Annotated in this window: 27 protein-coding genes and 1 pseudogene; 15 read left to right on the top strand and 13 right to left on the bottom strand. The window is 67.1% G+C overall.

The annotated features are described in order from the left end of the window. Window positions 1-38: 38 nt before the first annotated feature. From OK015_RS23500 to OK015_RS23490, 3 genes are all read left to right on the top strand, one after another. The gene (locus OK015_RS23500; RefSeq protein WP_268126573.1) at window positions 39-1523 is read left to right on the top strand and encodes an aldehyde dehydrogenase family protein; all 1485 of its coding nucleotides are present in this window, start codon (window positions 39-41) and stop codon (window positions 1521-1523) included. A gap of 200 nt (window positions 1524-1723) precedes the next feature. After that, window positions 1724-2881, top strand: coding sequence for a thiolase family protein (locus OK015_RS23495; RefSeq protein ID WP_268126571.1), 1158 nt, complete (start codon window positions 1724-1726; stop codon window positions 2879-2881). Continuing rightward, window positions 2878-3681 carry a crotonase/enoyl-CoA hydratase family protein gene (locus OK015_RS23490; protein ID WP_268126569.1) on the top strand — a complete coding sequence of 268 codons (804 nt, stop codon included), beginning with the start codon at window positions 2878-2880 and terminating at the stop codon, window positions 3679-3681. Before OK015_RS23495 ends, OK015_RS23490 begins: the two co-directional genes overlap by 4 nt. A 2-nt stretch (window positions 3682-3683) precedes the next feature. On the opposite strand, the gene OK015_RS23485 is transcribed toward OK015_RS23490, so the two are convergent. The 3 genes and pseudogenes from OK015_RS23485 to OK015_RS23475 all read right to left on the bottom strand — a co-directional run. Then, window positions 3684-4703 carry an NAD(P)/FAD-dependent oxidoreductase gene (locus tag OK015_RS23485; protein ID WP_268126568.1) on the bottom strand — a complete coding sequence of 340 codons (1020 nt, stop codon included), beginning with the start codon at window positions 4701-4703 and terminating at the stop codon, window positions 3684-3686. Further along, on the bottom strand, window positions 4700-5200 hold the full coding sequence (locus OK015_RS23480) for an isoprenylcysteine carboxyl methyltransferase family protein (protein ID WP_268126566.1): 501 nt from the start codon (window positions 5198-5200) through the stop codon (window positions 4700-4702). The genes OK015_RS23485 and OK015_RS23480 overlap by 4 nt, the downstream gene beginning before the upstream one ends. Before the next feature lie 24 nt (window positions 5201-5224). Then, window positions 5225-5420, bottom strand: a pseudogene (locus tag OK015_RS23475) (type III polyketide synthase); the annotation flags it as partial. Window positions 5421-5535: 115 nt separating this feature from the next. Between OK015_RS23475 and OK015_RS23470 the strand changes: the two are divergent. Then, on the top strand, window positions 5536-6684 hold the full coding sequence (locus OK015_RS23470; protein ID WP_268126565.1) for an NAD(P)H-binding protein: 1149 nt from the start codon (window positions 5536-5538) through the stop codon (window positions 6682-6684). Continuing rightward, window positions 6681-7403 (top strand): CPBP family intramembrane glutamic endopeptidase, encoded by a 723-nt coding sequence (locus OK015_RS23465; protein WP_268126564.1) that lies wholly within the window; start codon window positions 6681-6683, stop codon window positions 7401-7403. The genes OK015_RS23470 and OK015_RS23465 overlap by 4 nt, the downstream gene beginning before the upstream one ends. 7 nt (window positions 7404-7410) lie before the next feature. Here OK015_RS23465 and OK015_RS23460 read toward each other — a convergent pair whose 3' ends face one another. Then, window positions 7411-8748, bottom strand: coding sequence for a DUF2867 domain-containing protein (locus OK015_RS23460; protein WP_268126563.1), 1338 nt, complete (start codon window positions 8746-8748; stop codon window positions 7411-7413). A gap of 80 nt (window positions 8749-8828) precedes the next feature. Beyond that, window positions 8829-9635 carry an enoyl-CoA hydratase gene (locus OK015_RS23455; protein ID WP_268126562.1) on the bottom strand — a complete coding sequence of 269 codons (807 nt, stop codon included), beginning with the start codon at window positions 9633-9635 and terminating at the stop codon, window positions 8829-8831. Window positions 9636-9749: 114 nt separating this feature from the next. Between OK015_RS23455 and OK015_RS23450 the strand changes: the two genes are divergently transcribed. After that, window positions 9750-10829 carry a CaiB/BaiF CoA transferase family protein gene (locus tag OK015_RS23450; protein WP_268126560.1) on the top strand — a complete coding sequence of 360 codons (1080 nt, stop codon included), beginning with the start codon at window positions 9750-9752 and terminating at the stop codon, window positions 10827-10829. A 49-nt stretch (window positions 10830-10878) separates the two neighbouring features. Beyond that, entirely contained in the window at window positions 10879-11643 is a 765-nt protein-coding gene (locus OK015_RS23445) for a 3-hydroxyacyl-CoA dehydrogenase (RefSeq protein ID WP_268126558.1), read from the top strand. A 138-nt stretch (window positions 11644-11781) separates the two neighbouring features. On the opposite strand, the gene OK015_RS23440 is transcribed toward OK015_RS23445, so the two are convergent. Then, complete coding sequence (locus OK015_RS23440; protein WP_268133182.1) at window positions 11782-11937, bottom strand: hypothetical protein; 156 nt, start codon at window positions 11935-11937, stop codon at window positions 11782-11784. A gap of 279 nt (window positions 11938-12216) precedes the next feature. On the opposite strand from OK015_RS23440, the gene OK015_RS23435 reads away from it, so the two are divergent. Further along, window positions 12217-14541 carry an MMPL family transporter gene (locus OK015_RS23435; RefSeq protein WP_268126556.1) on the top strand — a complete coding sequence of 775 codons (2325 nt, stop codon included), beginning with the start codon at window positions 12217-12219 and terminating at the stop codon, window positions 14539-14541. Window positions 14542-14648: 107 nt separating this feature from the next. Then, the gene (locus OK015_RS23430) at window positions 14649-15290 is read left to right on the top strand and encodes a class I SAM-dependent methyltransferase (RefSeq protein ID WP_268126554.1); all 642 of its coding nucleotides are present in this window, start codon (window positions 14649-14651) and stop codon (window positions 15288-15290) included. 9 nt (window positions 15291-15299) lie between these two features. On the opposite strand, the gene OK015_RS23425 is transcribed toward OK015_RS23430, so the two are convergent. After that, complete coding sequence (locus tag OK015_RS23425; RefSeq protein WP_268126551.1) at window positions 15300-16016, bottom strand: SIR2 family NAD-dependent protein deacylase; 717 nt, start codon at window positions 16014-16016, stop codon at window positions 15300-15302. A gap of 38 nt (window positions 16017-16054) precedes the next feature. On the opposite strand from OK015_RS23425, the gene OK015_RS23420 reads away from it, so the two are divergent. Next, window positions 16055-16429: a GntR family transcriptional regulator gene (locus tag OK015_RS23420; RefSeq protein WP_036470905.1), complete on the top strand. Its 375-nt coding sequence runs from the start codon at window positions 16055-16057 to the stop codon at window positions 16427-16429. Here OK015_RS23420 and OK015_RS23415 read toward each other — a convergent pair. Together OK015_RS23415 and OK015_RS23410 are read right to left on the bottom strand one after the other, a co-directional pair. Beyond that, window positions 16426-17262 carry a class I SAM-dependent methyltransferase gene (locus OK015_RS23415; RefSeq protein ID WP_268126545.1) on the bottom strand — a complete coding sequence of 279 codons (837 nt, stop codon included), beginning with the start codon at window positions 17260-17262 and terminating at the stop codon, window positions 16426-16428. The genes OK015_RS23420 and OK015_RS23415 overlap by 4 nt on opposite strands. A 33-nt stretch (window positions 17263-17295) precedes the next feature. Continuing rightward, entirely contained in the window at window positions 17296-17829 is a 534-nt protein-coding gene (locus OK015_RS23410) for a DUF1697 domain-containing protein (protein WP_268126543.1), read from the bottom strand. Window positions 17830-17864: 35 nt separating this feature from the next. On the opposite strand from OK015_RS23410, the gene OK015_RS23405 reads away from it, so the two are divergent. Both OK015_RS23405 and OK015_RS23400 read left to right on the top strand, forming a co-directional pair. Next, complete coding sequence (locus tag OK015_RS23405; RefSeq protein ID WP_268126540.1) at window positions 17865-18308, top strand: PPOX class F420-dependent oxidoreductase; 444 nt, start codon at window positions 17865-17867, stop codon at window positions 18306-18308. Window positions 18309-18326: 18 nt separating this feature from the next. Further along, window positions 18327-18527 (top strand): DUF5302 domain-containing protein, encoded by a 201-nt coding sequence (locus OK015_RS23400; RefSeq protein ID WP_268126537.1) that lies wholly within the window; start codon window positions 18327-18329, stop codon window positions 18525-18527. A 20-nt stretch (window positions 18528-18547) separates the two neighbouring features. On the opposite strand, the gene OK015_RS23395 is transcribed toward OK015_RS23400, so the two are convergent. Then, window positions 18548-19051: a nuclear transport factor 2 family protein gene (locus OK015_RS23395; protein ID WP_326498558.1), complete on the bottom strand. Its 504-nt coding sequence runs from the start codon at window positions 19049-19051 to the stop codon at window positions 18548-18550. Between the two features lie 109 nt (window positions 19052-19160). Between OK015_RS23395 and OK015_RS23390 the strand changes: the two genes are divergently transcribed. Together OK015_RS23390 and OK015_RS23385 are read left to right on the top strand one after the other, a co-directional pair. Beyond that, window positions 19161-19742, top strand: coding sequence for an HhH-GPD-type base excision DNA repair protein (locus OK015_RS23390; RefSeq protein WP_268133028.1), 582 nt, complete (start codon window positions 19161-19163; stop codon window positions 19740-19742). Between the two features lie 27 nt (window positions 19743-19769). Next, window positions 19770-19916, top strand: coding sequence for a DUF1059 domain-containing protein (locus OK015_RS23385; protein WP_268126531.1), 147 nt, complete (start codon window positions 19770-19772; stop codon window positions 19914-19916). Window positions 19917-19947: 31 nt separating this feature from the next. On the opposite strand, the gene OK015_RS23380 is transcribed toward OK015_RS23385, so the two are convergent. Together OK015_RS23380 and OK015_RS23375 are read right to left on the bottom strand one after the other, a co-directional pair. Then, entirely contained in the window at window positions 19948-21051 is a 1104-nt protein-coding gene (locus tag OK015_RS23380) for an Rv1157c family protein (RefSeq protein WP_268126528.1), read from the bottom strand. Window positions 21052-21096: 45 nt separating this feature from the next. Beyond that, window positions 21097-21792: a hypothetical protein gene (locus tag OK015_RS23375; protein WP_268126526.1), complete on the bottom strand. Its 696-nt coding sequence runs from the start codon at window positions 21790-21792 to the stop codon at window positions 21097-21099. Between the two features lie 171 nt (window positions 21793-21963). On the opposite strand from OK015_RS23375, the gene OK015_RS23370 reads away from it, so the two are divergent. Next, entirely contained in the window at window positions 21964-23301 is a 1338-nt protein-coding gene (locus tag OK015_RS23370) for a mannosyltransferase (protein ID WP_268133026.1), read from the top strand. Here OK015_RS23370 and OK015_RS23365 read toward each other — a convergent pair. Beyond that, the gene (locus OK015_RS23365) at window positions 23298-23582 is read right to left on the bottom strand and encodes a 4a-hydroxytetrahydrobiopterin dehydratase (protein ID WP_268126523.1); all 285 of its coding nucleotides are present in this window, start codon (window positions 23580-23582) and stop codon (window positions 23298-23300) included. The two genes, OK015_RS23370 and OK015_RS23365, sit on opposite strands and share 4 nt — an antisense overlap. Between the last annotated feature and the right edge of the window lie 123 nt (window positions 23583-23705).

Here is a 23705-nt window from a genome sequence, read left to right as displayed (position 1 = left end):
CTCTAACCAGCGCCTCGTCTAAAGAGAGCTGAACAAGTATGGCTGACACTGTAAAGGTCCGCTTCGAGCCGAAGATGATGATCGACGGCAAGCTGGTTGACGGCCAGGCCGGTACCTTCACCAACATCAACCCGGCGACCGAGGAATCGCTCGGCGAAGTGTCCGACGCGTCGATCCAGGACATGCACCGGGCCATCGACGCCGCCCGCCGCGCGTTCGACGAGACCGACTGGTCGACCAACAAGGAGCTGCGCAAGCGCTGCCTACTGCAGCTGCACGAGGCGATCGAGTCCGAGATCGACGAGCTGCGCGAGGAACTGATCCTCGAGGTCGGCTCGCCCCGGGCCATTACCTTCGGGCCCCAGCTGGATGCGCCGTTGGAAGACGGGCTGAAGTACCCCGCCCGGCTGATCGACGAGTACGCCTGGGAGACCGACCTGGGCGACAAGGTGGTCAGCCTGACCGGCACCCTGACCACCCGCAAGGTCTGGCGCGAGCCGGTCGGCGTGGTGGGCGCGATCGTGCCGTGGAACTTCCCGTTCGAGGTCACTGTCAACAAGCTCGGCCAGGCGCTGGGCACGGGCAACACCGTGGTGCTCAAGCCGGCGCCGAACACCCCGTTCAATGCGAACCGGCTCGGCCGGCTCATCGCGGAAAAGACTGACATCCCCGCCGGTGTGGTCAACGTCGTCACCGCATCCGATCACTTCGTGGGTGAGGAACTGACCCTGTCGCCCAAGGTCGACCTGATCTCGTTCACCGGCTCGACGGTGGTCGGCAAGCGGATCATGGAGAAGGGCGCGGCCACCATGAAGCGGCTGTTCTTGGAACTGGGCGGCAAGTCGGCCACCATCGTGCTCGAGGACGCCGACTTCGGCACGGCCTGCCTGGTCGGCATCGCGCCGTGCATGCACGCCGGCCAGGGCTGCGCCAACCCGACCCGGCTGCTGTTGCCGCGGTCCCGCTACGACGAGGGTGTCGAGATCCTGAAGAACATCTACGAGAACGTGACGTGCGGCGACCCGCAGGACCCCGCAACGCTGTGCGGCCCGGTGATCTCGCAGCGGCAGTACGAGCGGGTGACGGGATACATCCAGAAGGGCGTGGACGAGGGCGCCACGGCGCTGGTCGGCGGCCCCGGCGCGGCCACCGGTTTCGACAAGGGATATTACGTTCGCCCAACGCTTTTCATCAACGTCGACAACAAGATGACCATCGCCCAGGAGGAGATTTTCGGGCCGGTGCTCTCGGTCATCCCGTTCGACGACGAGGAGGACGCGATCCGGATCGCCAACGACAGCGTGTACGGGTTGGCCGGCAACGTGTTTGCGGGTTCCCTCGAGCGTGCGCTGTCGGTGACCCGCCGCATCAAGGCCGGCTTCATGGGTGTCAACGGGGGCGCCCCGTACGGTGCGGACACACCGTTCGGCGGATACAAGGAAAGCGGCGTCGGCCGCCAGAACGGCATCGCCGGATTCGACCAGTACACCGAGGTCAAGTCGGTCGCGTATCCCGCGGTGTAAGTACCGAGTCGGATAGCGCCACGGCCGCCGCCTGTGTCTTGGTACACGGTGGCGGCCATGGCGCCTGGTGATTCCCTCGCGATACCGGTGTGGCCAGTGTGGCGTCGAGCCCGCGCGGACTCTCCGGACACCCCGCCACCCGGTCGTCCAACCCCTTGGTTGACAATCGACGCAAGACCGGAGTCAAAGGAGACACAACAATGCCTGAAGCTGTCATCGTCGAGGCCGTGCGCTCGCCCGTCGGCAAGCGCAACGGAGGCCTTTCCGGGGTGCACCCCGCCGAGCTGTCCGCGCAGGTGCTCAACGGGCTGGCCACCAGGGCCGGCATCGACCCCGCGATCGTCGACGACGTCATCTGGGGCTGCGTGATGCAGGCCGGCGAACAAGCCCTCGACATCGGCCGCACCGCGCTGTTGACCGCGGGCTGGCCGGAGACCGTCCCGGGCGTGACCGTCGACCGGCAGTGCGGATCGAGCCAGCAGTCCGTCCATTTCGCCGCGGCCGGCGTGGTGGCCGGGCACTACGATGTCGTCGTCGCCGGCGGGGTGGAGTCGATGTCGCGTACGCCGATGGGAGCATCGCTGGCCAACGGCGGCCGGCCCTACCCGGAAGCATTCATCTCGCGCTATGACGGCAAGATTCCCAACCAGGGCCTGGGCGCCGAGATGATCGCCGAGCAGTGGGGCTTCGACCGCACCGCTCTCGACCAGTTCTCCCTCGATTCGCACGAAAAGGCTGCTGCCGCACAGGATTCCGGCGCTTTTGACGACCAGATCGTGGGCATCACGGTAACGGACGGCTCGGAAAAATCAGTCGTGCTCAAGGACGAAGGCATTCGGCGCGGCACACCGATGGAGAAGATGGCCTCGCTGAAGCCGGCGTTCAAGGAGGACGGCGTGATCCACGCCGGAAACTCCTCGCAGATCTCCGACGGTGCGGCGGCGCTGCTGTTCATGTCGGCGGAGAAGGCAAAGGACCTCGGGCTGAAGCCAATTGCCAAGGTGCACACCGCCACCCTGGCCGGAGCCGACCCGGTCATCATGCTGAGCGCGCCGATCCCGGCCACCCAGAAAGCGCTGAAGCGCTCCGGGCTGAGCATCGACGACATCGGAGCATACGAGGTCAATGAGGCGTTCGCTCCGGTTCCGCTCGCGTGGCTGAAAGACATCGGCGCTGACGAGAAGAAGCTCAATCCCAACGGCGGCGCGATCGCGCTCGGCCACCCGCTCGGCGGCTCCGGCGCGCGGATCATGACCACCCTGCTCTACCACATGCGGGACAAGGGAATTCGCTACGGCTTGCAGACCATGTGTGAGGGTGGTGGCCAGGCCAACGCGACCATCGTGGAACTGCTGTGACGGACACCGACGGCGCCGCACCGGCAGTGCTGGTTGAGCGCCGCGGCAACGTGCTGGTGATTACCATCAACCGGCCCGAAGCGCGCAACGCCATCAACGCGGCAGTCAGCATCGGCGTTGGGAACGCCCTGGAAGAGGCCCAGCACGATCCCGACGTACGGGCAGTGGTGCTCACCGGCGCCGGCGACAAATCGTTTTGCGCCGGAGCCGATCTCAAGGCGATCGCTCGCCGGGAGAACCTGTATCACCCCGACCACGGTGAATGGGGCTTCGCCGGTTATGTGCACCACTTCATCGACAAGCCCACCATCGCCGCGGTCAACGGCACCGCGTTGGGCGGCGGTACCGAGCTGGCGCTGGCCAGCGACCTGGTCGTCGCGGACGAGCTCGCCAAATTCGGTCTGCCCGAAGTCAAACGCGGGCTGATCGCCGCTGCCGGCGGCGTCTTCCGCATCGTCGATCAGCTGCCCCGCAAGGTGGCGATGGAACTGCTGTTGACGGGTGAACCGATGACGGCGTCCGACGCCTGGGAGTGGGGCCTGGTCAACCAGGTCGTCAAGGAAGGCTCGGTGCTGGACGCGGCACTGGCGATGGCGGCGCGGGTCACCGTGAACGCGCCGCTGTCGGTGCAGGCCAGCAAGCGCATCGCGTTAGGCGTCGACGACGGCGTCATTGCCGGTGACGAAGCGGGCTGGGAGCGCACCGTGAACGAGATGCGCACCTTGATCAGGTCCGAGGACGCCAAGGAGGGGCCGTTGGCGTTCGCCGAGAAGCGGGAGCCGGTCTGGAAGGCGCGCTAGCGCTAGCTCGCCAGGACGTTGACCCCGAAGCGAAACACCCCGGGCAGCCGCTCGCACGTCGCCACGATCGCGGGGCGCGTCACGCGCGGCGTGCTTGCCAGCACCACTGCCCGGGTGAGCAGCCGGTAGTTGCGCGTAACCCGGTGCCAGGACGCCTCATACGACGCCGGCGTCCCGTTGACGATGGCGTCGACCGCGGCCCCGGCCTGTTTGACGGCCAGGCTGACGCCTTCGCCGGTCAGCGCGTCCTCGTAACCCGCCGCGTCGCCCACCAACAGCACTCGGCCCGCGACGCGGCGCGAGACGACTTGCCGCAACGGGCCGCAGCCGCGTGCATGTCCACGGCCGGCACCCTCCAGGTGCTTGGCTAGCCGCGGGAACCAGCCCAGCTCGGGCCGTCCCTGGGGAGACAGGATCGCCACCCCGACCAGGTCCGGCTCCACCGGCGTCACATACGCCTCACCCCACCGCGACCAGTACACCTCGACGAACTCCGACCAGGCCGGCACCGTGAAATGCCAACGCACGCCGTAACGTCGCGGTCTACCGGCCGTGGCCTTGATGCCTACGCAGCGCCGGACCGCCGAGTGCAGTCCGTCTGCGCCCACCAAGAACTTCGCCCGGACGCCGGCGGCGGTCACGCCGTGCGCATCCTGCACGACACTGGTCACCTTGGTCCGAATCCATTCGGTTTCTTGCTCTTTGGCCCGCGCCTGCAGCGCGGCATGCAGGGTGGTGCGCCGCACGCCGCGGCCCGGTCCGGTGCGAAACAGGGCCTCGGCGCGGCGTTTTTCGCTCAGATAGGCGATCCCGCGAAACGGCATCCCGGCCGGGTCGACACCAAGCGACGTCAGTTCGGCCAGGCCGCCGGGCATCAACCCCTCGCCACACGCCTTGTCGATGGGGTCCTCGCGCGGCTCGGCCACGATCACCGAGAGCCCATGCCGGCGCGCCTGTAACGCGGTGGCCAGACCACCCGGGCCGCCGCCGACGATCAGCAGGTCGGCGTCGTAGCCGCTCATGTGTACCCCAACGCGGAGTTCTCCACCCGGATCCGCACACTGAGCAGGATCGCGTTGGCGACCGTGAACGTGGCCGCGGTCAGCCATGCCGTGTGCACGAGTGGCAATGCGAACCCTTCGGCCACCACCGCAACATAGTTCGGGTGGTGCAGCCACCGGTAAGGTCCCCGCCGAACCAGGGGCGCCTCCGGTAGCACGATCACGCGGGTGTTCCAGCGCCGGCCCAGCGTGGTGATGCACCACCAGCGCAGCACCTGACCGGCCGCGGCGATCGCCAGCATCGGCCAGCCCAGCCATGGGATGAACGGCCGGTGCAATGCCCACGGTTCGACGAGGCAGCCGACCAGCAGGGCGGTGTGAATGATGACCATCACGACGTAGTGCGGCCGGCCAAACTCCTTGGCGCCCTGGGTGAAAGACCACTGCGCATTCCGCTTGGACAGCACCAGCTCCGCGATGCGTTCGAGTCCGACCGCGAGGATCAGCAGGTAGTACATGTCACTACTATCCCGTGTCCGGGGCTACCGGGCCAGCAGAACGGGCTCGGAGCAGAAGGGCGGCCCCATCGCGATCATCAGGCCGAGCAAACCAGCCGGTGGCGGATCGGCCAAGTTGGCAGCCAAGCACAATGAGCACCGCGACCGACGACAAATTCCCATTGTCGCGCAACGAGTTTCGGGTGCGATCCAGAGTGTCGCCGGGTAGTTTCGGCACGGTTGCCGCCTTTGGCACCGTAAGTTGGTTAGTTCACCCCAACTAAACTGCGATTATGACCACTGGTCATTCCTGGCATCTGGTTTAGACGGGCCCCGTCCGGGATAGGGTCAAGGATATGCGAATTCTGGTCACCGGCGCGACGGGCTACGTGGGATCGCGGCTGGTCACAGCGCTGCTCGCGGACCAACACCAGGTGCTTGCCGCCACACGAAACCCGAAGCGTCTCAAGCGGTTCGGCTGGTACGACGACGTTGCGCCGGTCCGCCTCGATGCGTCCGACCCCGTCTCGGCCCAGGCGGCGATGGACGCCGCGGGCCCGGTCGACGTCATCTATTACCTGGTGCACGCGATCGGCCAGCCCGACTTCCGCGACGCCGATCGGGCCGCGGCCGCCAATGTCGCGGCCGCCGCCAGGGACGCCGGGGTGCGGCGCATCGTCTACCTGGGCGGGTTCGTGCCCGCCGGCGGGGGACTGTCCGACCATCTGGCCAGCCGGGCCGAGGTCGCCGAGGCCCTGACGGTGCCCGACGGTCCGGAACTGGTGTGGCTGGGCGCGGCGATCATCATCGGCGCCGGATCGACGTCGTTCGAGATGATGCGCTACGTGGGAGACCGGTTTCCGTTCGTTCCGATCCCGGAATGGCTGGAGAACCCGATCGATCCGATCTCGATCCGGGACGTGCTGCACTACCTGGTGGCCGCGGCCGATCCGGACCGGGTCCCGGCCGGGGCCTACGACATCCATGGGACCGACACCACGTCGTATCGGGATCTGCTGAAGACCTATGCGCGTATCGCCGGCAGGTGGCATGCGTCGGTATGGGTGCCGTGGGTCAACCCGGCGCTGGCGTCGTTGATCACGGGCTTCGCGCTTCCGGTGCCGCAAGGATTGGCCTCAGACTTGGTCGAGTCACTGGATCATCCGATGGTGGCCTCCGCGAGCGACCTGCGCAGTCGGGTGCCCGACCCGCCCGGCGGACTGCTGGGCGTCGAGGATGCCATCGAGCTGGCATTGCGGGGTCTGGCCCGCCGCGCGCCGCGACCCGTCAACGGGCTGGCCGATCCCCACGACCTCGCCGACACCGATCCGGCGTGGGCCGGCGGTGATGCGCTGCGGATCCAGCGGGTCGCCTGGGCGGTGACCCTGCCCATCGCGCGGCCCTCCCTGGGACTGGTGAATTTGGTGCCGGGCCCGATCGCGGGAGCACTGCGGACCGGGCTCGACCTTTTGATCGCGTGGACCCCGAAGGTACGGATCGCATGAGCGAGGTCACCACTCCATACCACACCAGCGTGTACTCGGAGCTGCGTCGCGCCGTTACCAACGTCGCTGTGCCACACCATGAATCGCCTTCCACGGTGCGGCGGCGCCGCGTCGTCGTCGCGCTCACCCTGGTAATCGGCGCTGTGGTGCTTGGCTTTTCGCTGCGACGCGCTCCGGGTGACTCGAACTTCTATTGGCTGACCCTGGTGTTGGCGGCCGTGTGGATCGCGGGTGCGTTTCTCTCCGGCCCGCTGCATCTGGGCGGTATCTGCTGGCGCGGCCGCAATCAGCGCCCGGTGATCAGCGGTACGGCCATCGGTCTGGTCCTCGGCGGAGTCTTCGTGGTCGGTGGCCTGGTCGCCAGGGAGATTCCGGCCGTGGCGTCCCTGATCGCCCGCGTCCTTCAATATGCCCATCAAGGGTCGTTTTGGCTGGTCGTGGCGATCACTCTGATCAACGGCGTCGCCGAGGAGGCGTTCTTTCGTGGCGCGCTGTATACCGCGCTGGGTCGGCATGCGCCAGTGGCGATTTCGACCGTGCTGTACCTCTGCGCGACCCTGGCCAGCGGCAACCCGATGCTCGGATTCGCCGCGGTCATTCTCGGCACCGTGTGTGCCTTGGAGCGCCGGGCCAGCGGCGGGATCCTGGCGCCGATGCTGACCCACTTCTTCTGGGGGCTGATCATGGTGCTGGTGTTGCCGCCGATGTTCGGCGTCTAGCCGTCGGCTACTGGGCGGCACCAATCACGTTGCGGGCCAGCGCACTCAGGGTAACGGCATGCAGCGGCCGGGCGAGGAACCAGTACGCACGCCCCGGGAGGCCGGCCGGGACAAAGGTCGCCCGCTGCGTGTATATGCTGCCGCCGCCGTCTTGCGGCGTGACCGTCAATTCCAGCCACGCCGTACCCCTGGCGCGCATCCGGGAGCGCAGCCGCAACGTGGTCCCGGGTTCGCGCTCCGCCACGGTCCACCGTCGGTTGTGAGGGGCGGCCTTTTCCGCTGCCGTCCAGACTTCTTCGGGCCCTGCAGTTGTCGATGCCGTTCGCTCGTCGGTATAAACGACTTCGCCCGCCCAGTCCGGATCGCTGGGCAGCGATTCGGCCGGTTCGGAGTGCGACGAGTCCCAGCTGGCCTCGGGCAGACCCCGCGCGGCCCGGTTGAGCGCCAACTCGACGGCCCGGCGGTAACCGGTCAGGCCACCCGGCGGTGGCGCGATGATCGTGTCGATCTCCGAATTACGCATCACCGCATCGCATTCCAGCGATTCGATCAGCGGGCGCGCTAAACCGGAGGGAATCGGGGTCACCGTCCCCACCCAGAGGCTGGCGATCGACGGCGTCAAAAACGGCAGCACGAACAGGTAGCGCCGGCGCAGGCCCGCGACGTCGGCGTAGACGCGCATCATGTCGCCGTATTCCAACACGTCGGGGCCGCCCACATCCCAGGTTCGCGAGGACGGCACCGGTGCGGTGGCCGCGGCGACCAGGTAGTAGAGCACGTCGCGCACCGCGATGGGCTGGATTCTGTTGCGCACCCACTTCGGCGTGGTCATTACCGGCAACCGGTCGGTGAGGTGCCGGATCATCTCGAACGATGCCGACCCCGACCCGATGACCACGCCGGCCTGCAGCACCACCGCCTCGACGCCTGAGTCGATCAGCGCATCGCCGACAGCCTTGCGCGATTCGAGGTGCGGCGAGAGCCCGGTGCCGTCGGGATGCAGCCCGCTCAGGTACACCACTCGACGCACTCCGGTGCGACGCGCCGCCGTCACGACGTTGCGAACCGAGCGGCTCTCTTCGTCGGCGAAATTCTTCGACGTCCCCATCGAGTGGACCAGGTAGTAGACGACGTCGATGCGGGCGAACGCTTCGATCAACGATTCGACGTCGGCCAGGTCACCGCGTGCCACCTCGGCCTGCTCGCGCCACGGCACGTCCGTCAGCTTGCCCGGGTCGCGGGCCAGCGCGCGCACGCGGTGACCTTCGTCGAGCAAGCGAGGCACCAATCGAGCGCCGATGTAGCCGGTCGCCCCGGTCACCAGACAGCGCAGCTGTTCGGCCATTGTTTCCCTTCGTTATGTCAGTTATTCGGAACTGACATCACGAGGATTGCCGGTTCGGCCGAAAGTAAGCGCCTGGCTACCTAGCGGTCGCTGAAGCTGGGAGTGCGGCGCTGCTGGAACGCCGTTGCGCCCTCTTTGAAGTCGTGTGAGCGCAGCAATCCGGCCTGACCCTGGAATTCGCGCTCCAGGGCGGCGTCCAACTCGGTCAGGGTGGCGGCGTTGATCGAGTCCTTCGTCTTGGCGTAGGCCACCGCGGGGCCGGCCACCAGTTGCGCGATCACCTTGTCGACTTCGGCTTGGAAGTCCGCGGCCGGGTAGACCGCGGAGACCAGGCCGGCCGACAACGCCTCGGCTGCCGGCAACCGTTCAGCCAGCAGCGCCATGCGCATCGCGCGGATTCGGCCGATCGCCGCAGCGACCAAAGCCGAGGCGCCGCCGTCGGGCATCAACCCGATCTTGGTAAACGCGAGCATGAAAAATGCCTTCTCCGAAGCCAGTACGACGTCACAGGCCAGCGCCAGGGAAACGCCGATGCCGGCCGCCGGACCCTGGACGATCGCGACGACCGGTCGGGGCAAGGCGGTGATGGCCCGAATGGCGCGGTTGGCTTGCGTGATGATCTCGGTGCCCGGGCCACCGCCGGCGAGGTCGTCGGCGCCCATGCCCGCACCGGAGCAGAAGCCGCGACCCGCGCCGCCGAGGCGCACCACCTTGACATCCGGATCGGTGGCCGCGTGTTCCATCGCGTCGGCGATCCCTGCCAATATCGGCGTGTTCACCGAGTTGAGGCTGTCCGGCCGGTCGATCGTCACCGACAGCACGCCGTCGGAGACGGCGACGTCGAGGCCCGTGACGGGAGTGAGGCTTTCGATGGCGGATTCCGGCATGAACTCACCCTAACGACCGCGGAACCGACCGGGTTGCGCGGCCGCAACGGGCGGCTGCGAAGATCTCAACGACCGGGTTGACGCGCGTCAGAGCAGACGAAAGGTGGGTGGATCATGTCGGGACCACTCAATGGATTGCGGGTCGTGGAGCTGGCGGGCATCGGGCCGGGGCCCCATGCCGCGATGATTCTGGGAGATCTGGGGGCCGACGTGGTGCGCGTCGATCGGCCCGGGAGCGCCGGCGGGGTTGTGAAGGACGCGATGAGCCGCAACCGCCGGATCGTGGCCGCCGACCTCAAGTCCGGTGAAGGACACCAACTTGTCCTGGACCTGATCGCCAAGGCCGACGTCTTGATCGAGGGCTATCGCCCCGGCGTCACCGAGCGGCTGGGCCTGGGCCCCGAGGACTGCGCGAAGGTCAACGACCGCCTGATCTACGCCCGAATGACCGGATGGGGCCAGGCCGGCCCGCGCAGCCAGCAGGCGGGCCATGACATCAACTACATCTCGCTGAACGGGATCCTGCACGCCATCGGCCGGGCGGGCGAGCGGCCGGTGCCGCCGCTGAACCTGGTCGGCGACTTCGGCGGCGGCTCAATGTTCCTGCTGGTCGGGATCCTGTCCGCGCTGTGGGAGCGGCAGAGCTCCGGCAAGGGTCAGGTGGTCGACGCGGCGATGGTGGACGGCTCCAGCGTGCTGGTTCAGATGATGTGGCAGATGCGCAGCTCCGGGATGTGGTCCGACGAACGCGGCACCAACATGCTGGACAGCGGCGCGCCCTACTATGACACCTACGAGTGCGCCGACGGGCGCTACGTCGCGGTCGGTGCCATCGAACCGCAGTTCTACGCGGCCATGCTGGCCGGGCTGGGCCTGGACGCCGCCGACCTGCCGCCGCAGAACGATGTCGGTCGCTGGCCCGAGCTGCGGGCGGTGTTCACCGACACCTTCGCCCGCCACGACCGGGACCACTGGGCCAAGGTGTTCGCCGACTCCGACGCCTGCGTCACGCCGGTGCTGGCCTTCGGCGAGGTGCAGACGGAGCCGCACATCACCGAGCGAAACACCTTCTATGAAGTCAATGGTGGTCTGCAGCCCCGGGCGGCCCCGCGGTTTTCCCGGACCGCGCCCGATACACCGCGCCAGGCGGTGCCGGTGGCCGACGTCCAGGACGTCCTCAACGACTGGGTATAGTCCCCGACCAACAAGTTGGTCGGCAGGATCGCAGCACGAAAGGACTCGGATGGAGATCAAGGACGCGGTTGCCGTCGTCACCGGAGGCGCGTCAGGCCTGGGCCTGGCCACCACCAAACGGCTCCTCGACGCGGGCGCACAAGTGGTGGTGATCGATCTGCGGGGCGAAGACGCCGTCCGCGAACTGGGCGACCGCGCCCGCTTCGTCGAGAGCGACGTCACCGATGAGGCCGGCGTCGGCAGCGCGCTCGACGTGGCCGAGTCGCTGGGCCCGCTGCGGATCAACGTCAACTGCGCGGGCATCGGTAACGCCATCAAGACGCTGTCCAAGGACGGCCCGTTCCCGCTGGACGCGTTCAAGAAGGTGGTCGGGGTCAACCTGATCGGCACCTTCAACGTGCTGCGGTTGGCCGCCGAGCGCATCGCCAAGACCGAGCCCGTCGGCCCCTCGGACAAACAAGAGCGGGGCGTCATCATCAACACCGCCTCGGTCGCCGCGTTCGACGGTCAGATCGGCCAGGCCGCCTACTCGGCGTCCAAGGGCGGCGTGGTCGGCATGACCCTGCCGATCGCCCGGGACCTGTCGCGCGAGCTCATTCGCGTGGTGACCATCGCGCCGGGATTGTTCAAGACCCCGTTGCTGGGTTCGCTGCCCGAGGAGGCGCAGAAGTCGCTGGGCAAGCAGGTGCCGCACCCCGCCCGGCTGGGCGATCCCGACGAGTACGGCGCGCTGGCCGTGCACATCGTGGAGAACCCGATGCTCAACGGCGAGGTCATCCGCCTCGATGGCGCCATCCGCATGGCGCCGCGCTGAGACCCGTTTTCGGATCGGTACACAAAAACCCCCGCCGAGGCGGGGGTTTTTGTTGGCAACAAGATCAATGAGATCGTCGGAACCAACGAGAGACTGAGGGTTCGGCCATCAGAAGCCGCGCGAGCAAGCTCATGATGGTCAGCTTGCGTTAGGTAGCGGTTGCCATTCGTCAAACTGCTCCGAGGTCTCGCCTTCCACCAACACGTCGCCGTGGTAGAGAGCCTCGAAGTCAACCTTGATGACGTCCGCACTCGAGTCGTCGATCCACATGACACTGAGCTTAAGAGCAACCATTAAGGAATCTTTGAGTCACGATTCGGAAAATCGTGGCAATTTACTCGCCAGTAGGTTCGCCAGGCGTGTAGTGCCGGATTTGGTCCGTGAGCAGCTTAGGTAGCGCCCATTTTTCTTGCCGGACTCTTAATGTTGGCGGGTTTGAAACCGCGTCGAACCATTCGGGCGCTCATCCCGTACCTCGGTATGGAGTTGTTTGACACCTGTCTCTTACCGCGGCTAGGTTACCGCGAATATGGTGCGCCCCCCGCGGGATCGCCACCGGGGGAGGAAGCATAGATGCTGCCAAGGATCGCTCGGTTCGCCATCGCCGCGCCGCGCCGAATCGGCGCGGTCGGGGTCCTGGTCTTCATCGCCGCGGCGGTCTTCGGCATCCCGGTCGCCAAGAGCTTGGCCCCCGGCGGTTTCCAGGACCCGAACTCCGAGTCCGCGCACGCCATCGCGGTGTTGGGTGACAAGTTCGGGCAGAGCGGTCAGCAGATGCTGATCTTGGTCACCGCGCCCGCGGGCGCCAACAGCGATCCGGCCCGCAAGGTGGGCACCGACCTCGTTGACCAGCTGCAGCACTCGCCCCTGGTCTACAACGTGTCCTCGGCCTGGACCGCACCGCCGCAGGCCGCCGCCGATCTGATGAGCAAAGACGGCAAGTCCGGGTTGATCGTGGTCAACCTCAAAGGCGGCGAGAACGACGCGCAGAAAAACGCCCAGACCCTGGGCGACCAGTTCGTGCACGATCGTGACGGCGTCACCGTCCGGGCCGGGGGCTCGGCGATGGAATATGCCCAGATCAACTCGCAGAACCAAGAAGACCTCTTACTGATGGAGATCATCGCGATACCGCTGAGCTTCCTGGTGCTGGTCTGGGTGTTCGGCGGGGTGCTGGCGGCGGTGTTGCCGATGGCGCTCGGCGCGCTGGCCGTCGTCGGCTCGATGACGGTACTGCGGCTCGTCACGTACACCACCGAAGTATCGATCTTCGCGCTCAACCTGAGCACCGCCTTGGGCCTGGCATTGGCCATCGACTACACGCTGTTGATCCTCAGTCGCTATCGCGACGAGCTGGCCGAGGGCAGCGACCGAGACGAGGCACTAATCCGGACCATGGCCACCTCCGGGCGCACCGTGCTGTTCTCCGCGGTCACCGTGGCGTTGTCGATGTCGGCGACGGCGCTGTTCCCGATGTATTTCCTGAAGTCGTTTGCCTACGCCGGGGTGGCCACGGTGGCCTTCGTCGCGACCGCGTCCATCGTGCTGACCCCGGCCGCAATCGTGCTGCTGGGTCCCCGGCTGGATGCCTGGGACGTGCGCCGGCTGGTACGGCGAATGCTGGGCCGCGCCGAACCCGTGCACAAGCCGGTCGAGCAGCTGTTCTGGTACCGGTCGAGCAAGTTCGTGATGCGCCGTTGGCTGCCGGTCGGGCTGGCTGTCGTCGCCCTTCTGCTGCTGCTCGGGCTTCCGTTCCTGTCGGTGAAGTGGGGCTTTCCCGACGATCGGGTGCTGCCCACTTCGTCGTCGTCGCATCAAGTCGGTGATCGACTGCGCACCGGCTTCGCGCACGATTCCGCAACGGTGGTGCCCATCGCCGTGCCCGATGCCCGCGGCCTGAGCCCGGCGGATCTCGACAAGTATGCTGCCGAATTGTCGCGGGTGCCCGATGTGTCGGCGGTAACCGACCCGACCGGGACGTTCGTGGGCGGCGATCGGGTGGGCCCGCCGGTCGCGGCGACCGGGCTGGTCGATGGCACTGCTTTGCTGACCGTGAGCAGCACGGCGCCGCTGTTCTCGCAAGCGAACGACACCCAGCTCAGCCGGTTGCACCAGGTGCCCGGACCGGGCGGCCGCGCCGTGGAGATGGCCGGCGTAGCGCAGGTGAACCGCGACAGCGTCGATGCGGTGACGGATCGCCTTCCGATGGTGCTGGGCGTGATGGCCGTGATCACCTTCATCCTGCTGTTCTTGCTGACCGGCAGCGTGGTGTTGCCGCTGAAGGCGCTGATATGCAATGTGCTCTCGCTGACCGCGGCGTTCGGCGCGCTGGTGTGGATCTTCCAGGACGGCCATCTCGGCGCGCTGGGAACGACGCCGAGCGGCACCCTGGTGGCGAACATGCCGGTGCTGTTGTTCTGCATCGCATTCGGCTTGTCGATGGACTACGAGGTGTTCCTGATCTCCCGGATCCGCGAGTACTGGCTGCAGTTGCGGCCGGCGAAGTCGACCGCCAAAGAGGCGCACGCCGCCAACGACGAGGCGGTGGCGCACGGCGTGGCGCGCACGGGCCGGGTGATCACCGCGGCCGCATTGGTGATGTCGATGTCGTTCGCGGCGCTGATCGCCGCCCACGTGTCGTTCATGCGGATGTTCGGTCTGGGCCTGACCCTGGCCGTGTTGGTGGACGCGACCCTGGTTCGGATGGTCCTGGTTCCGGCCTTCATGCATGTGATGGGCCGCTGGAACTGGTGGGCGCCCAGGCCGTTGGTGTGGCTGCACGAGCGGTTCGGCATCAGCGAGGGAGCGGCCGAACCGGCCGCGCCGATCGAACCGATCGCGATTTCGGTGGAGCACAACGGGTATCCGGTCGGCGACACGGTGACGAAAATCGGCTAGGCGTGGCGCATGCCGGGGGGCAATGTTGGTAGCCAAGCTACGGATCGACAGTCGCGGATTTCGTCGGACCTTATGCTGATGCCCGTTCGGGTTCGGAAGGTGGGGATGTGACAACAGCAGTAACAGCACCGTGCGACAACCCTTTTTTCGCGCGGGTCTGGCCGGTTGCCGCAGCTCACGAGACGGAGGCGGTCCGGGCGTTGCGCCGGGAGAACGTGGCCGGATTGTCGGGCCGGGTGCTTGAAGTCGGGGCGGGTATCGGAACGAACTTCCCCAACTACCCCTCGTCCGTCGTACAGGTGGTGGCGATGGAGCCCGAGCCGCGACTGGCAGCGCGGGCGCAGGCCGCCGCCGCGGCGGCGCACGTTCCGGTGGTCCTGACCAACGAGACGGTGGAGGAGTTCCGCGGCGGTCAGGCGTTCGACGCGGTGGTGTGCTCCCTGGTGCTGTGCTCGGTGCGCGACCCCGCGATGGTGCTGCGGCGGCTGTACTCGCTACTTCGGCCGGGCGGGGAGTTGCGCTACCTCGAGCACGTGGCCAGCGCCGGGATGCGGGGGCGGCTGCAACGGTTCGCCGACGCGACGGTCTGGCCCCGGTTCCTGGGGAATTGCCACACCCATCGCGATACCGAACGGACGATTGTCGCTGCCGGGTTCGAAGTGAACGCGTCCCGGCGGGAGTGGACGCTGCCCGCCTGGTCGCCGATGCCGGTCTCGGAGCTGTTGCTCGGGCGGGCGCGCAGGCCGTAACACCGGGCGTTACTTCAGCAGGGCGGGCAGCCGCTGCAGCAGGCCCGGCAATGCCCGACCCGCCGGCTCGCGGATGCTGAGGGTGACACTGTCGGACAGCGGTGTGGGCTCGGGATTGACCTCGATCACGGCGGTGCCGCGCGACAACGCAAGATCGGCGAGGCCGGCGGCCGGATAGACGATTGCCGAGGTCCCCACGACGACCATCACGTCGGCCCCCTCGGTTGCCTGCACCGCCCGCCGCCACGGTTCTTCAGGCAGCTGCTCGCCGAACCACACGATGTCGGGCCGGATCAGCCCGCCGCAGCGGGGACACCGCGGCGGTTGCACCTCGAGTGCCGGTTCGGGCATCTCGGGCAGGGCGTCGGTGTAGGGCGAACCGCAACTCGCGCAACGGAATTCGAAAAGACTGCCGTGGAGGTGGTGCACCGTGGTGCTTCCTGCGCGTTCGTGCAAGTCGTCGACGTTCTGGGTGACGACGCTGACCTCGGCGTAGTCCTGCCACGCGGCGATGGCCCGATGACCGTCATTGGGTTCGACGGTGCCCACCAGGTAGTGCCGCCACAGATACCATCCCCACACCCGCTCGGGATTATCGAGCCAGCCCTGGGTGCTGGACAGTTCGTAGGGGTCGAAACGGGCCCACAATCCATTCTTGTCGTCGCGAAAAGTCGGCACTCCGCTTTCGGCGGAAATCCCTGCGCCGCTGAGCACCGTCACTCGCATGCCACCAAGATAGCGGTGGGTGGGGTAATACTGGATACGTGGAGCTGGGCGAATGGCTACGGGTCGACCTCAAGGGCGGCCGGCCGCTGTTCGACCAGCTCCGGACGCAGGTCATCGATGGCGTGCGGGAAGGCGCGTTGCCGCCCGGCTCCCGCTTGCCGACGGTGCGCGAGCTGGCCGGGCAACTCGGAGTGGCCGTCAATACGGTCGCGCGCGCCTACCGTGAGCTGGAGACAGCGGCCATTGTCGAAACTCGCGGCCGCTTCGGCACTTTCATTGCCCGCTACGACCCGACCGACGCGGCGATGGCCGCCGCGGCCCGCGAGTACGTCCACGTTGCCCGCGGACTCGGGCTGGGGAAGGCCGACGCGCTGCGCTACATCGAGGCAGTGCCCGACGAGGACTCCCGCTAGCCGAATTCCAGCAGCGTCAAGCACGGCCGCAGCGCGTCCAAAAGACGTGTGCGATAGACGAGCGATACCGCGGCGTTGAACACCCGACCGCGTCCCGGTGGCAGCCGCAGCGAGTGCACCGCGCGCACACCCGGCACGGTGTTCACCAGGTCGGCCGCCTGGGCAACCGACAGGCCGAACGGCAACGGCGGCCCCTTGTAGCGTCGCGAGGTTCGCATACCGCGCTGGCTCACCTTGACGAACCAGGCCGGAGGCAGGTCGAAGATCATCCGTCCGCCGGGAAATCGGCTGGCGCACTGTGCAATCAGCGCCATCGCCTGCTCGGGTTCCAGATACATCAGCAGCCCCTCGGCGGTGATGAACACCCCGCCGGACGGGTCCACCGAGTCCATCCAGCTGTAGTCCAGGGCCGACTGGGCGCAGACCGATACCCGCGGCGAGGCCGGCAGCAGGCGAGTCCGAACATCGATGACTTCGGGTAAATCGATTGTCAGCCAACGGAATTGGCCCTCCGGAAGAGCAGCGTCCAATCGCCAGAAGCTGGTTTGCAGGCCCTCGGCCAGCGCTACCACGGTGGCGGCCGGGTGCTGCGCCAGGTACGTCACCGCCTGGGTGTCGAAGAGCCGCGCGCGCAGCGCGATGTCCTGGCGGGGCCGGCCGAATTTTGCGAAGTCGTAGTCAATCGAGTCGACCAGCGCGATCGCCATCGGATCATCGAGCAGCGCATCGGGGCGGCGCGCTTCGGTGGCCCGCGCGCTCAGCGTCAGCAGCGCAGTCTCGGAGACGCCTTCGAGGGAGACCTTCTCTTTTCCAGGTTCTTGGGCAGAGGTCATCGAGGCAAACCTTACCGACGTCTGGCACGAGCATCAGCGCAATAGTTTGCCCAGCGTGCGCAGGTTGCGCGTCGTGGTCGACGATTTGTACCGCGGCTTGCCCATCGTCTTGCCGATCGTGCTGTCCAGCGTGCTGCCCTTGGGCACCTGCCAGTAGATGACGCCGTCACCGCGGCTGATGTTCTCGTCGGGTCCGGCGTCGGCGGCCAGCGCGGTGAGCTCGTCGAGCACGGCGGTCCCGCCGTCGGGCGAGGCGACGAACGTGACATAGGACTGGTACCCGTCGACCTCCGGCTCGAACGGATAGGCCTCGACGAGGGCACGCAGCGCATCGACGTCGTAGGCGAGCACCCACGCGTCGTAACCGAACCGTTCGCGCAGGGCGGTTTCGGCTTCCTTGCGCACTGCGGGAGCTTTGGCGGACGACTCCAGCAAGACGTTGCCGCTGGCCAGGATGGTGTGCACGGCGGAGAAGCCCGCGTCAGTCAGGGCCGTGGCCACCTCGGCCATTTTGAGATTGACGCCGCCGACGTTGGCGCCGCGCAGGAGAACCGCGTACTTGGTCACCATCCGATTGCACCAGAGCGACGTAGTCTTTGGGCATGGGACGCCAAGTCTTCGATGACAAGCTGCTGGCACTGATCAAAGGGAACTCCCTCGGGGTGCTGGCCACGATCAAAGGCGACGGGCGCCCGCAACTGTCGAATGTGAGTTACCACTTCGACCCGCGGGAGTTGGTGATTCGGGTGTCGATCACCGAGCCGCGCGCCAAGACCCGCAACTTGCGCCGCGACCCCAGGGCGTCGATCCTGGTCGACTCCGACGACGGCTGGTCGTATGCCGTGGCCGAGGGCACCGCCGAACTGACGCCCCCGGCCGCCGCGCCCGACGACGACACCGTCGAAGCGCTGATTGCGTTGTATCGCAATATCGCCGGTGAGCATCCGGATTGGGACGAGTACCGGCAGGCGATGGTCACCGATCGTCGGGTGGTGCTTGCGCTGCCGATCTCCCACCTGTACGGCATGCCGCCGGGTAAGCGGTAGTCGGGCTAGGCTGCCGGTATGGCTGAATCGAACTCCGGAAAAGACGCTACGCCCGCGGAGGCGGAGGACGAGACCAAGCGCAAGTTCCGCGAAGCCCTGGAGCGCAAGACGGCCAAGTCGTCGGGCGGAGCCGACCACAGAGACGGTGGCGGCAAGCAATCGCGGGCGCAGGGCGCCGCGGGCAACCGTCGGGAATTCCGTCGTAAGAGCGGCGGATAATCATTGTCCGACAAGGTATTTCAGCCTTGAGACGGGGCGAATAGGCCAACCGACGGGTCTGCCTGGCCCGGTTTGCCGCGCAGGCTCCCTCGGGTGCTGGGATGTCCGAAGTCCACTTGGGACGGGTCGTTTTGGTATGCCCAATCCGCCACGATGGTCCGTTGGAGGAACTTCCAGTGGCCGTCGTACTTGATGTAGGTGTCCAGGTACCGGCCGCCGATGATGACGTCGATGTCGTGCTCGGGCCCGGCGAAGGTGTGGAACACCAGGCAGTAGATCTCGCCGCGGGCCCCGTCGCCCTCGACCACGAAGTTCGTGGTGGTGATGTTGTGTTGGGAGACACGCACATACGGTTGTGCCGCCTGTAGTTGTGCGATGAACGCTTCGATGCCGCCGGTCGAGAAGGAGCCGTGCGAGTCGGTTGCCTCCGGGTGGTACAGGCCGCGCAGCGCTGCATAATCGGCGCGGTCGACGGCCCGGCAATACGCAGTGACGAGCTGATGCAGTTCGTCGCGGGCCAGCATCAGTGCCAACTTCGCCTCATCCACCACCCCGCCACGATAACCCGACGGTTAGTCTCTGAACTGATGCGTCATCCCCGTAGGGCGTTCAGCGAAAGGTTGGTCGTTGACAGTGAAACTTTGCCTCGCCCAAGATCCTGAGGCCGACAAGCTGCTGGCCGACGATCCGCTGGCCCTGCTCATCGGGATGGTGCTGGACCAGCAAGTCACATTTGAGACCGCATTCGCGGGACCGAAGAAGATCGCGGACCGGATGGGCAGCTTCCCGACCCTTTCAGCCGCCGAAATCGCCGACTACGATCCGGACAAGTTCGCCGCGCTGTGTTCGGAAAAGCCTGCGATCCACCGCTTTCCGGGGTCGATGGCCAAGCGGATCCAAACGCTGGCGCAGATCATCGTGGAGCGCTACGACGGCGACGCGGCCGGACTGTGGACCGCCGGTGACCCCGACGGCGACGAGCTGCTGCGGCGGATCAAGGGATTGCCCGGCTTCGGCGACGTGAAGGCGCAGATCTTTTTGGCCTTGCTGGGCAAGCAGTACGGCGTGACCCCGAAGGGTTGGCGCGCCGCCGCCGGCGACTTCGGTCAGGCCGGTTCGCACATCTCCGTCGCCGATATCGTCGACGACCAATCGATGGGGAAAGTGCGAGCGTATAAAAAGCAGATGAAAGCAGCAGCCAAGGCGGCGAAGTAGAAGGTCGTCAGAAGGGAAGGCGCCATCGTGAAGACACACATCACGTGTCCGTGTGGAGAAGCCATCGTCGGCAAGGACGAGGATGAGCTGGTCGAGCTGACCCAGTCTCATCTTTCCAGTGTTCATCCGGGCCTGGAGTACGACCGCGACGCAATTCTGTTCATGGCGTACTAGCCGACCCCGCAGATACGGGTGCCGGTTGGCGTTACGGCACCACGGTTGAGCCGATGGTGGGCAGGAACTGGCACTGCTTTTCTTTGGTGGTGACCTGACCGAAGATCGTCGACATGATGCTGCCCGAACCGGTGTCGGCGATCCCGGTCAATGTCGTTGGCCCGTCGGGATTGATGTCGGTGCGCGGTTTCAGCGTCACCGTGCCCGACTTGCCTGTCGTCAGGTTCACCCACGTGACATTCAGCGGCAGCTTCTGTACCTCGGCGGGTCCTGGCGTGCCGACCGCGGTGAACACGTAGGCGGTCTGCCCGGCTTGGGGGCCGGGCAGCGGAATCGTGGCAGGCCCGGCCACCGACAGCGCTGCCGCTATTGAGCTACTGCCGTCGGCGAGGCAGTTGCTGCCGATCGAGGGATACATGAAGTCCTGCGTAATCGGGGAGCCTGGGGCGTAGCCCGGCGCCGGCGCGCCGGGCGAAGGGGCCGGTGCCGGCGCGGCTGCGGCAGCCGGCGCGGGTGCCGGGGCGGCAACCGGAGCGGGCGCCGGGCCCGGTGCGGGTGCGGCCTCAGGAGCAGGAGCAGGGCCCGGACCGGGTGCGGCCTCAGGAGCAGGAGCAGGGCCCGGACCGGGTGCGGCCGCCGGTGCGGCAGCATGCGGCGTGCCGGCCGGGGGAGCGGCCACCGGGGCCGGGCCAGCGGCGTGGGCCGGGTCGATGCCGGTCGGCAGGTGTGCCTGGGCGCCCGGTACGACGCCGACCCCGGGTACGTGCTCGGAGGGCGCGGCGTCAGGCGCCGGGGCCGGGGCACCGGGAACCGGGGCACCCGGTTCCTGAACGAATTGATTCACCGACGCGGCCACGTTCTTCGATTCGGTGGGCGCCGACTGGTTATGGGTAAACGCCTGCGCGGCGGCCATCAGCAGCTGGGTCGCTTGGGCCGGATCGCCCGCCGCTTGCTGAATGATGGGACTCAGCTGCGACAACGCGGGCAGGCCGGGTAGCCCCGGGGCCACGTTGGGTTGGGGTGTCGGCTGCGGTGCCGCCGGATCGGCCGCCGCGCTCGGGCAGAACCCGAACGCGGCAGCCGATGCCGTGACGACGGCTGCCAAACCTTTGGACAGATTCCAGGTGCTTGCCACGATGTCCTCGTCCTTCGGTAGTGGATTAGCCGTTTAACAGACTGCTCAGGGCAGGGCGGAGAACAGCGACGGCGGCGTCAGCGGCGCCGGCGCAGGTGCGGCCGCAGCCGCCGCTGCCCCCGGGACGGCGCCGGTGGCCAGCGCCGGCAGGTCGCCCGGAAGCGACAGCTTCGGCGGCACATTCAATGGCAGGCCGGGCAGCGCCGGCATGTTCACGTTGGCCACCTGGGACAGCGGTGACGAGGCCGGTGCGGCGGATGCGGGTGCCGTCGGCGCCGTCAGGCCCGGGATCGAACTCAGCCCGGGGATGCCGGAACTCGCCGGAGCCGCGGGAGCGGCCGGTGTCGTCTGTCCCAATCCGGGGATCGAGCCGAGTCCGGGGATCGTCGGGCTGGCCGCCGACGGGGCGGTCGGTGCGGTCGCGGCCGGCGTGAGTCCCGGAATCGACGGGATACCCGCCGGGGCAGACGCCGCGGGTGCCTGTGCGGCCGAGCTCAGGCCCGGGAAGGTGATACCGGGCTGGGCCGGTGCCTGCGGCGGCTGTGCGCCGAGGGCGGTGGCCAGGTTTTGCAGAATCTGCGGAGCGTTGGCCGCCGAGGCGATCAACTGCTGCGGGATGTTCTGCAGGCCGGGGTCGGGGACCGGCGCGGGGTCGGCGTGGGCGATTCCGCCCGTCAGTAGGGCGGCGGACGAACCGACGACAACGGCGGCGGCTTTCGCATAAGTCCAGATGGTTGGCATTGCTCCCCCAAGGGATCGACAACAGGTGACGGAGCCGAAGCTACTTTGATGCTGATGGGACTCAAGTGACACGTGTGGCATTTATTTGATCGTTACCGATACGAGTGGCGGCGGTGACCAGACGGTTGCGCAGTCGCCACCAAGTGCGGATCGTGGGCAAAGTCCGTGACTATGCGCGCGGCGGCGGTGACGACGGACAACACCACAGCGCCCGTCGTGATCGCTAAAGTCAGCCGGGTAGACACCAATCCGGCCGCCCCGGCGGCACCCCTGTCCCGGCGGCTGGCGAGTCTGATCAGCTCCGCCGCGCCGCTGCTGTTGGTCGCGAGCATCGCCGCGCGACTCGCCGTGACGTACCTGGGGCCGAACGGCGCAAACTTCGTCGACCTGCATGTCTATCTCGGCGGCGCGGCCGCGCTCGACCACCCCGGCACCCTGTACAGCTTCGTGTACGACGAGCACACGCCGGACTTCCCGCTGCCGTTCACATATCCGCCGTTCGCGGCGATCGTCTTCTACCCGTTGCACCTGCTGCCGTTCGGCCTGGCCGGATTTCTGTGGCAGGTCGCCATGCTGGCGGCGTTGTACGGCTCGATTCGGATCAGCCAGCGCTTGCTCGGTGTCCCCGCCGGCACCGGTCACCGGGTCGCGATGGCGTGGACGGCGGTCACCATCTGGATCGAGCCGCTGCGCAACAACTTCGACTACGGGCAGATCAACGTGTTTCTGATGTTGGCGGTGCTCTGGGCGATCTACACCACGCGCTGGTGGCTGTCGGGGCTGTTGGTCGGCGTGGCGTCGGGGATCAAGCTGACTCCCGCCATCGCGGGTGTCTATCTCGTCGGCGTCCGGCGGTTCGGCGCGGCGGCCTTTTCGGCAGTCGTCTTCTTTGCCACCGTCGCGGTATCGACGTTGATCGTCGGCGATCAGACTCGCTACTACTTCACCGACCTACTCGGCGACGCTCATCGGGTGGGACCCATCGCGACGTCGATCAATCAGTCGTGGCGCGGCGGCATTTCCCGGATCCTGGGCCACGACGCCGGCTTCGGCCCGCCGGTCGTGGTCGCCATCGCCGTCACGGCGGTATTGGCGGTGCTGGCGTGGCGCGCCCTGGGCTCCTCGGATCGGCTCGGCAAGTTGCTGGTAGTCGAGTTGTTCGGGCTGCTGATGTCGCCCATCTCGTGGACCCATCACTGGGTGTGGCTGGTGCCGCTGATGATGTGGTTGATTCACGGACCGTTGCGCGAGCGACCCGGCGTGCGGAGTGCGGGCTGGGGCTGGCTGGCGCTGACCATCGTCGGCGTGCCGTGGTTGCTGCTCTTCGCTCAGCCCAACATCTGGCAGATCGGCCGGCCCTGGTATCTGGCCTGGGCCGGGCTGGTTTACACGGTGGCGGCAGTGGCAACGCTGATTGTCATTGCGGCCTCTGGCAAACGAGGTGTCGCCGGGTCCGATCCGGCGGCCGCCCGGCAATCGCAAACGCCTGCGGCGTCGTCACTGGGCTAGCCCGCGACTATCCCGTTGATCTCGCGCGCCATCTCGACGTCGTTCTTGGTGATACCGCCTTCGGAGTGCGTGACCAGCGCGAAAGTCACTGTCCGCCAACGGATATCGATATCTGGATGATGGTCCTTGCTCTCGGCGTGCTCGGCCACCCGGCGCACCGCGTCGATGCCGGCGAGGAAGCTTTCGAACTTGATCGAGCGGCGCAATGCCCCGTCGGTACGCTCCCAGCCGTCGAGGTCGGGCAGGGCGGCATCCACTTGTTCATCCGTTAACACAGCCATACCTCTTAACGTACCGCCGCGCGTCGGGCCGGCGCCTTGACGACGCTGACACGAGCGTTTACACCGAAGCCGTGGTGAACCAGCGCGACGGCCACCTCGTGAACCCCTAAAATGGCTCAAAGT

It is taken from the genome of Mycobacterium sp. Aquia_216 (assembly GCF_026723865.1).
Taxonomy (GTDB): Bacteria; Actinomycetota; Actinomycetes; order Mycobacteriales; family Mycobacteriaceae; genus Mycobacterium.
Note: the sequence above shows the minus strand (reverse complement) of the source record. Positions and strands in the feature narration are given on the sequence as shown.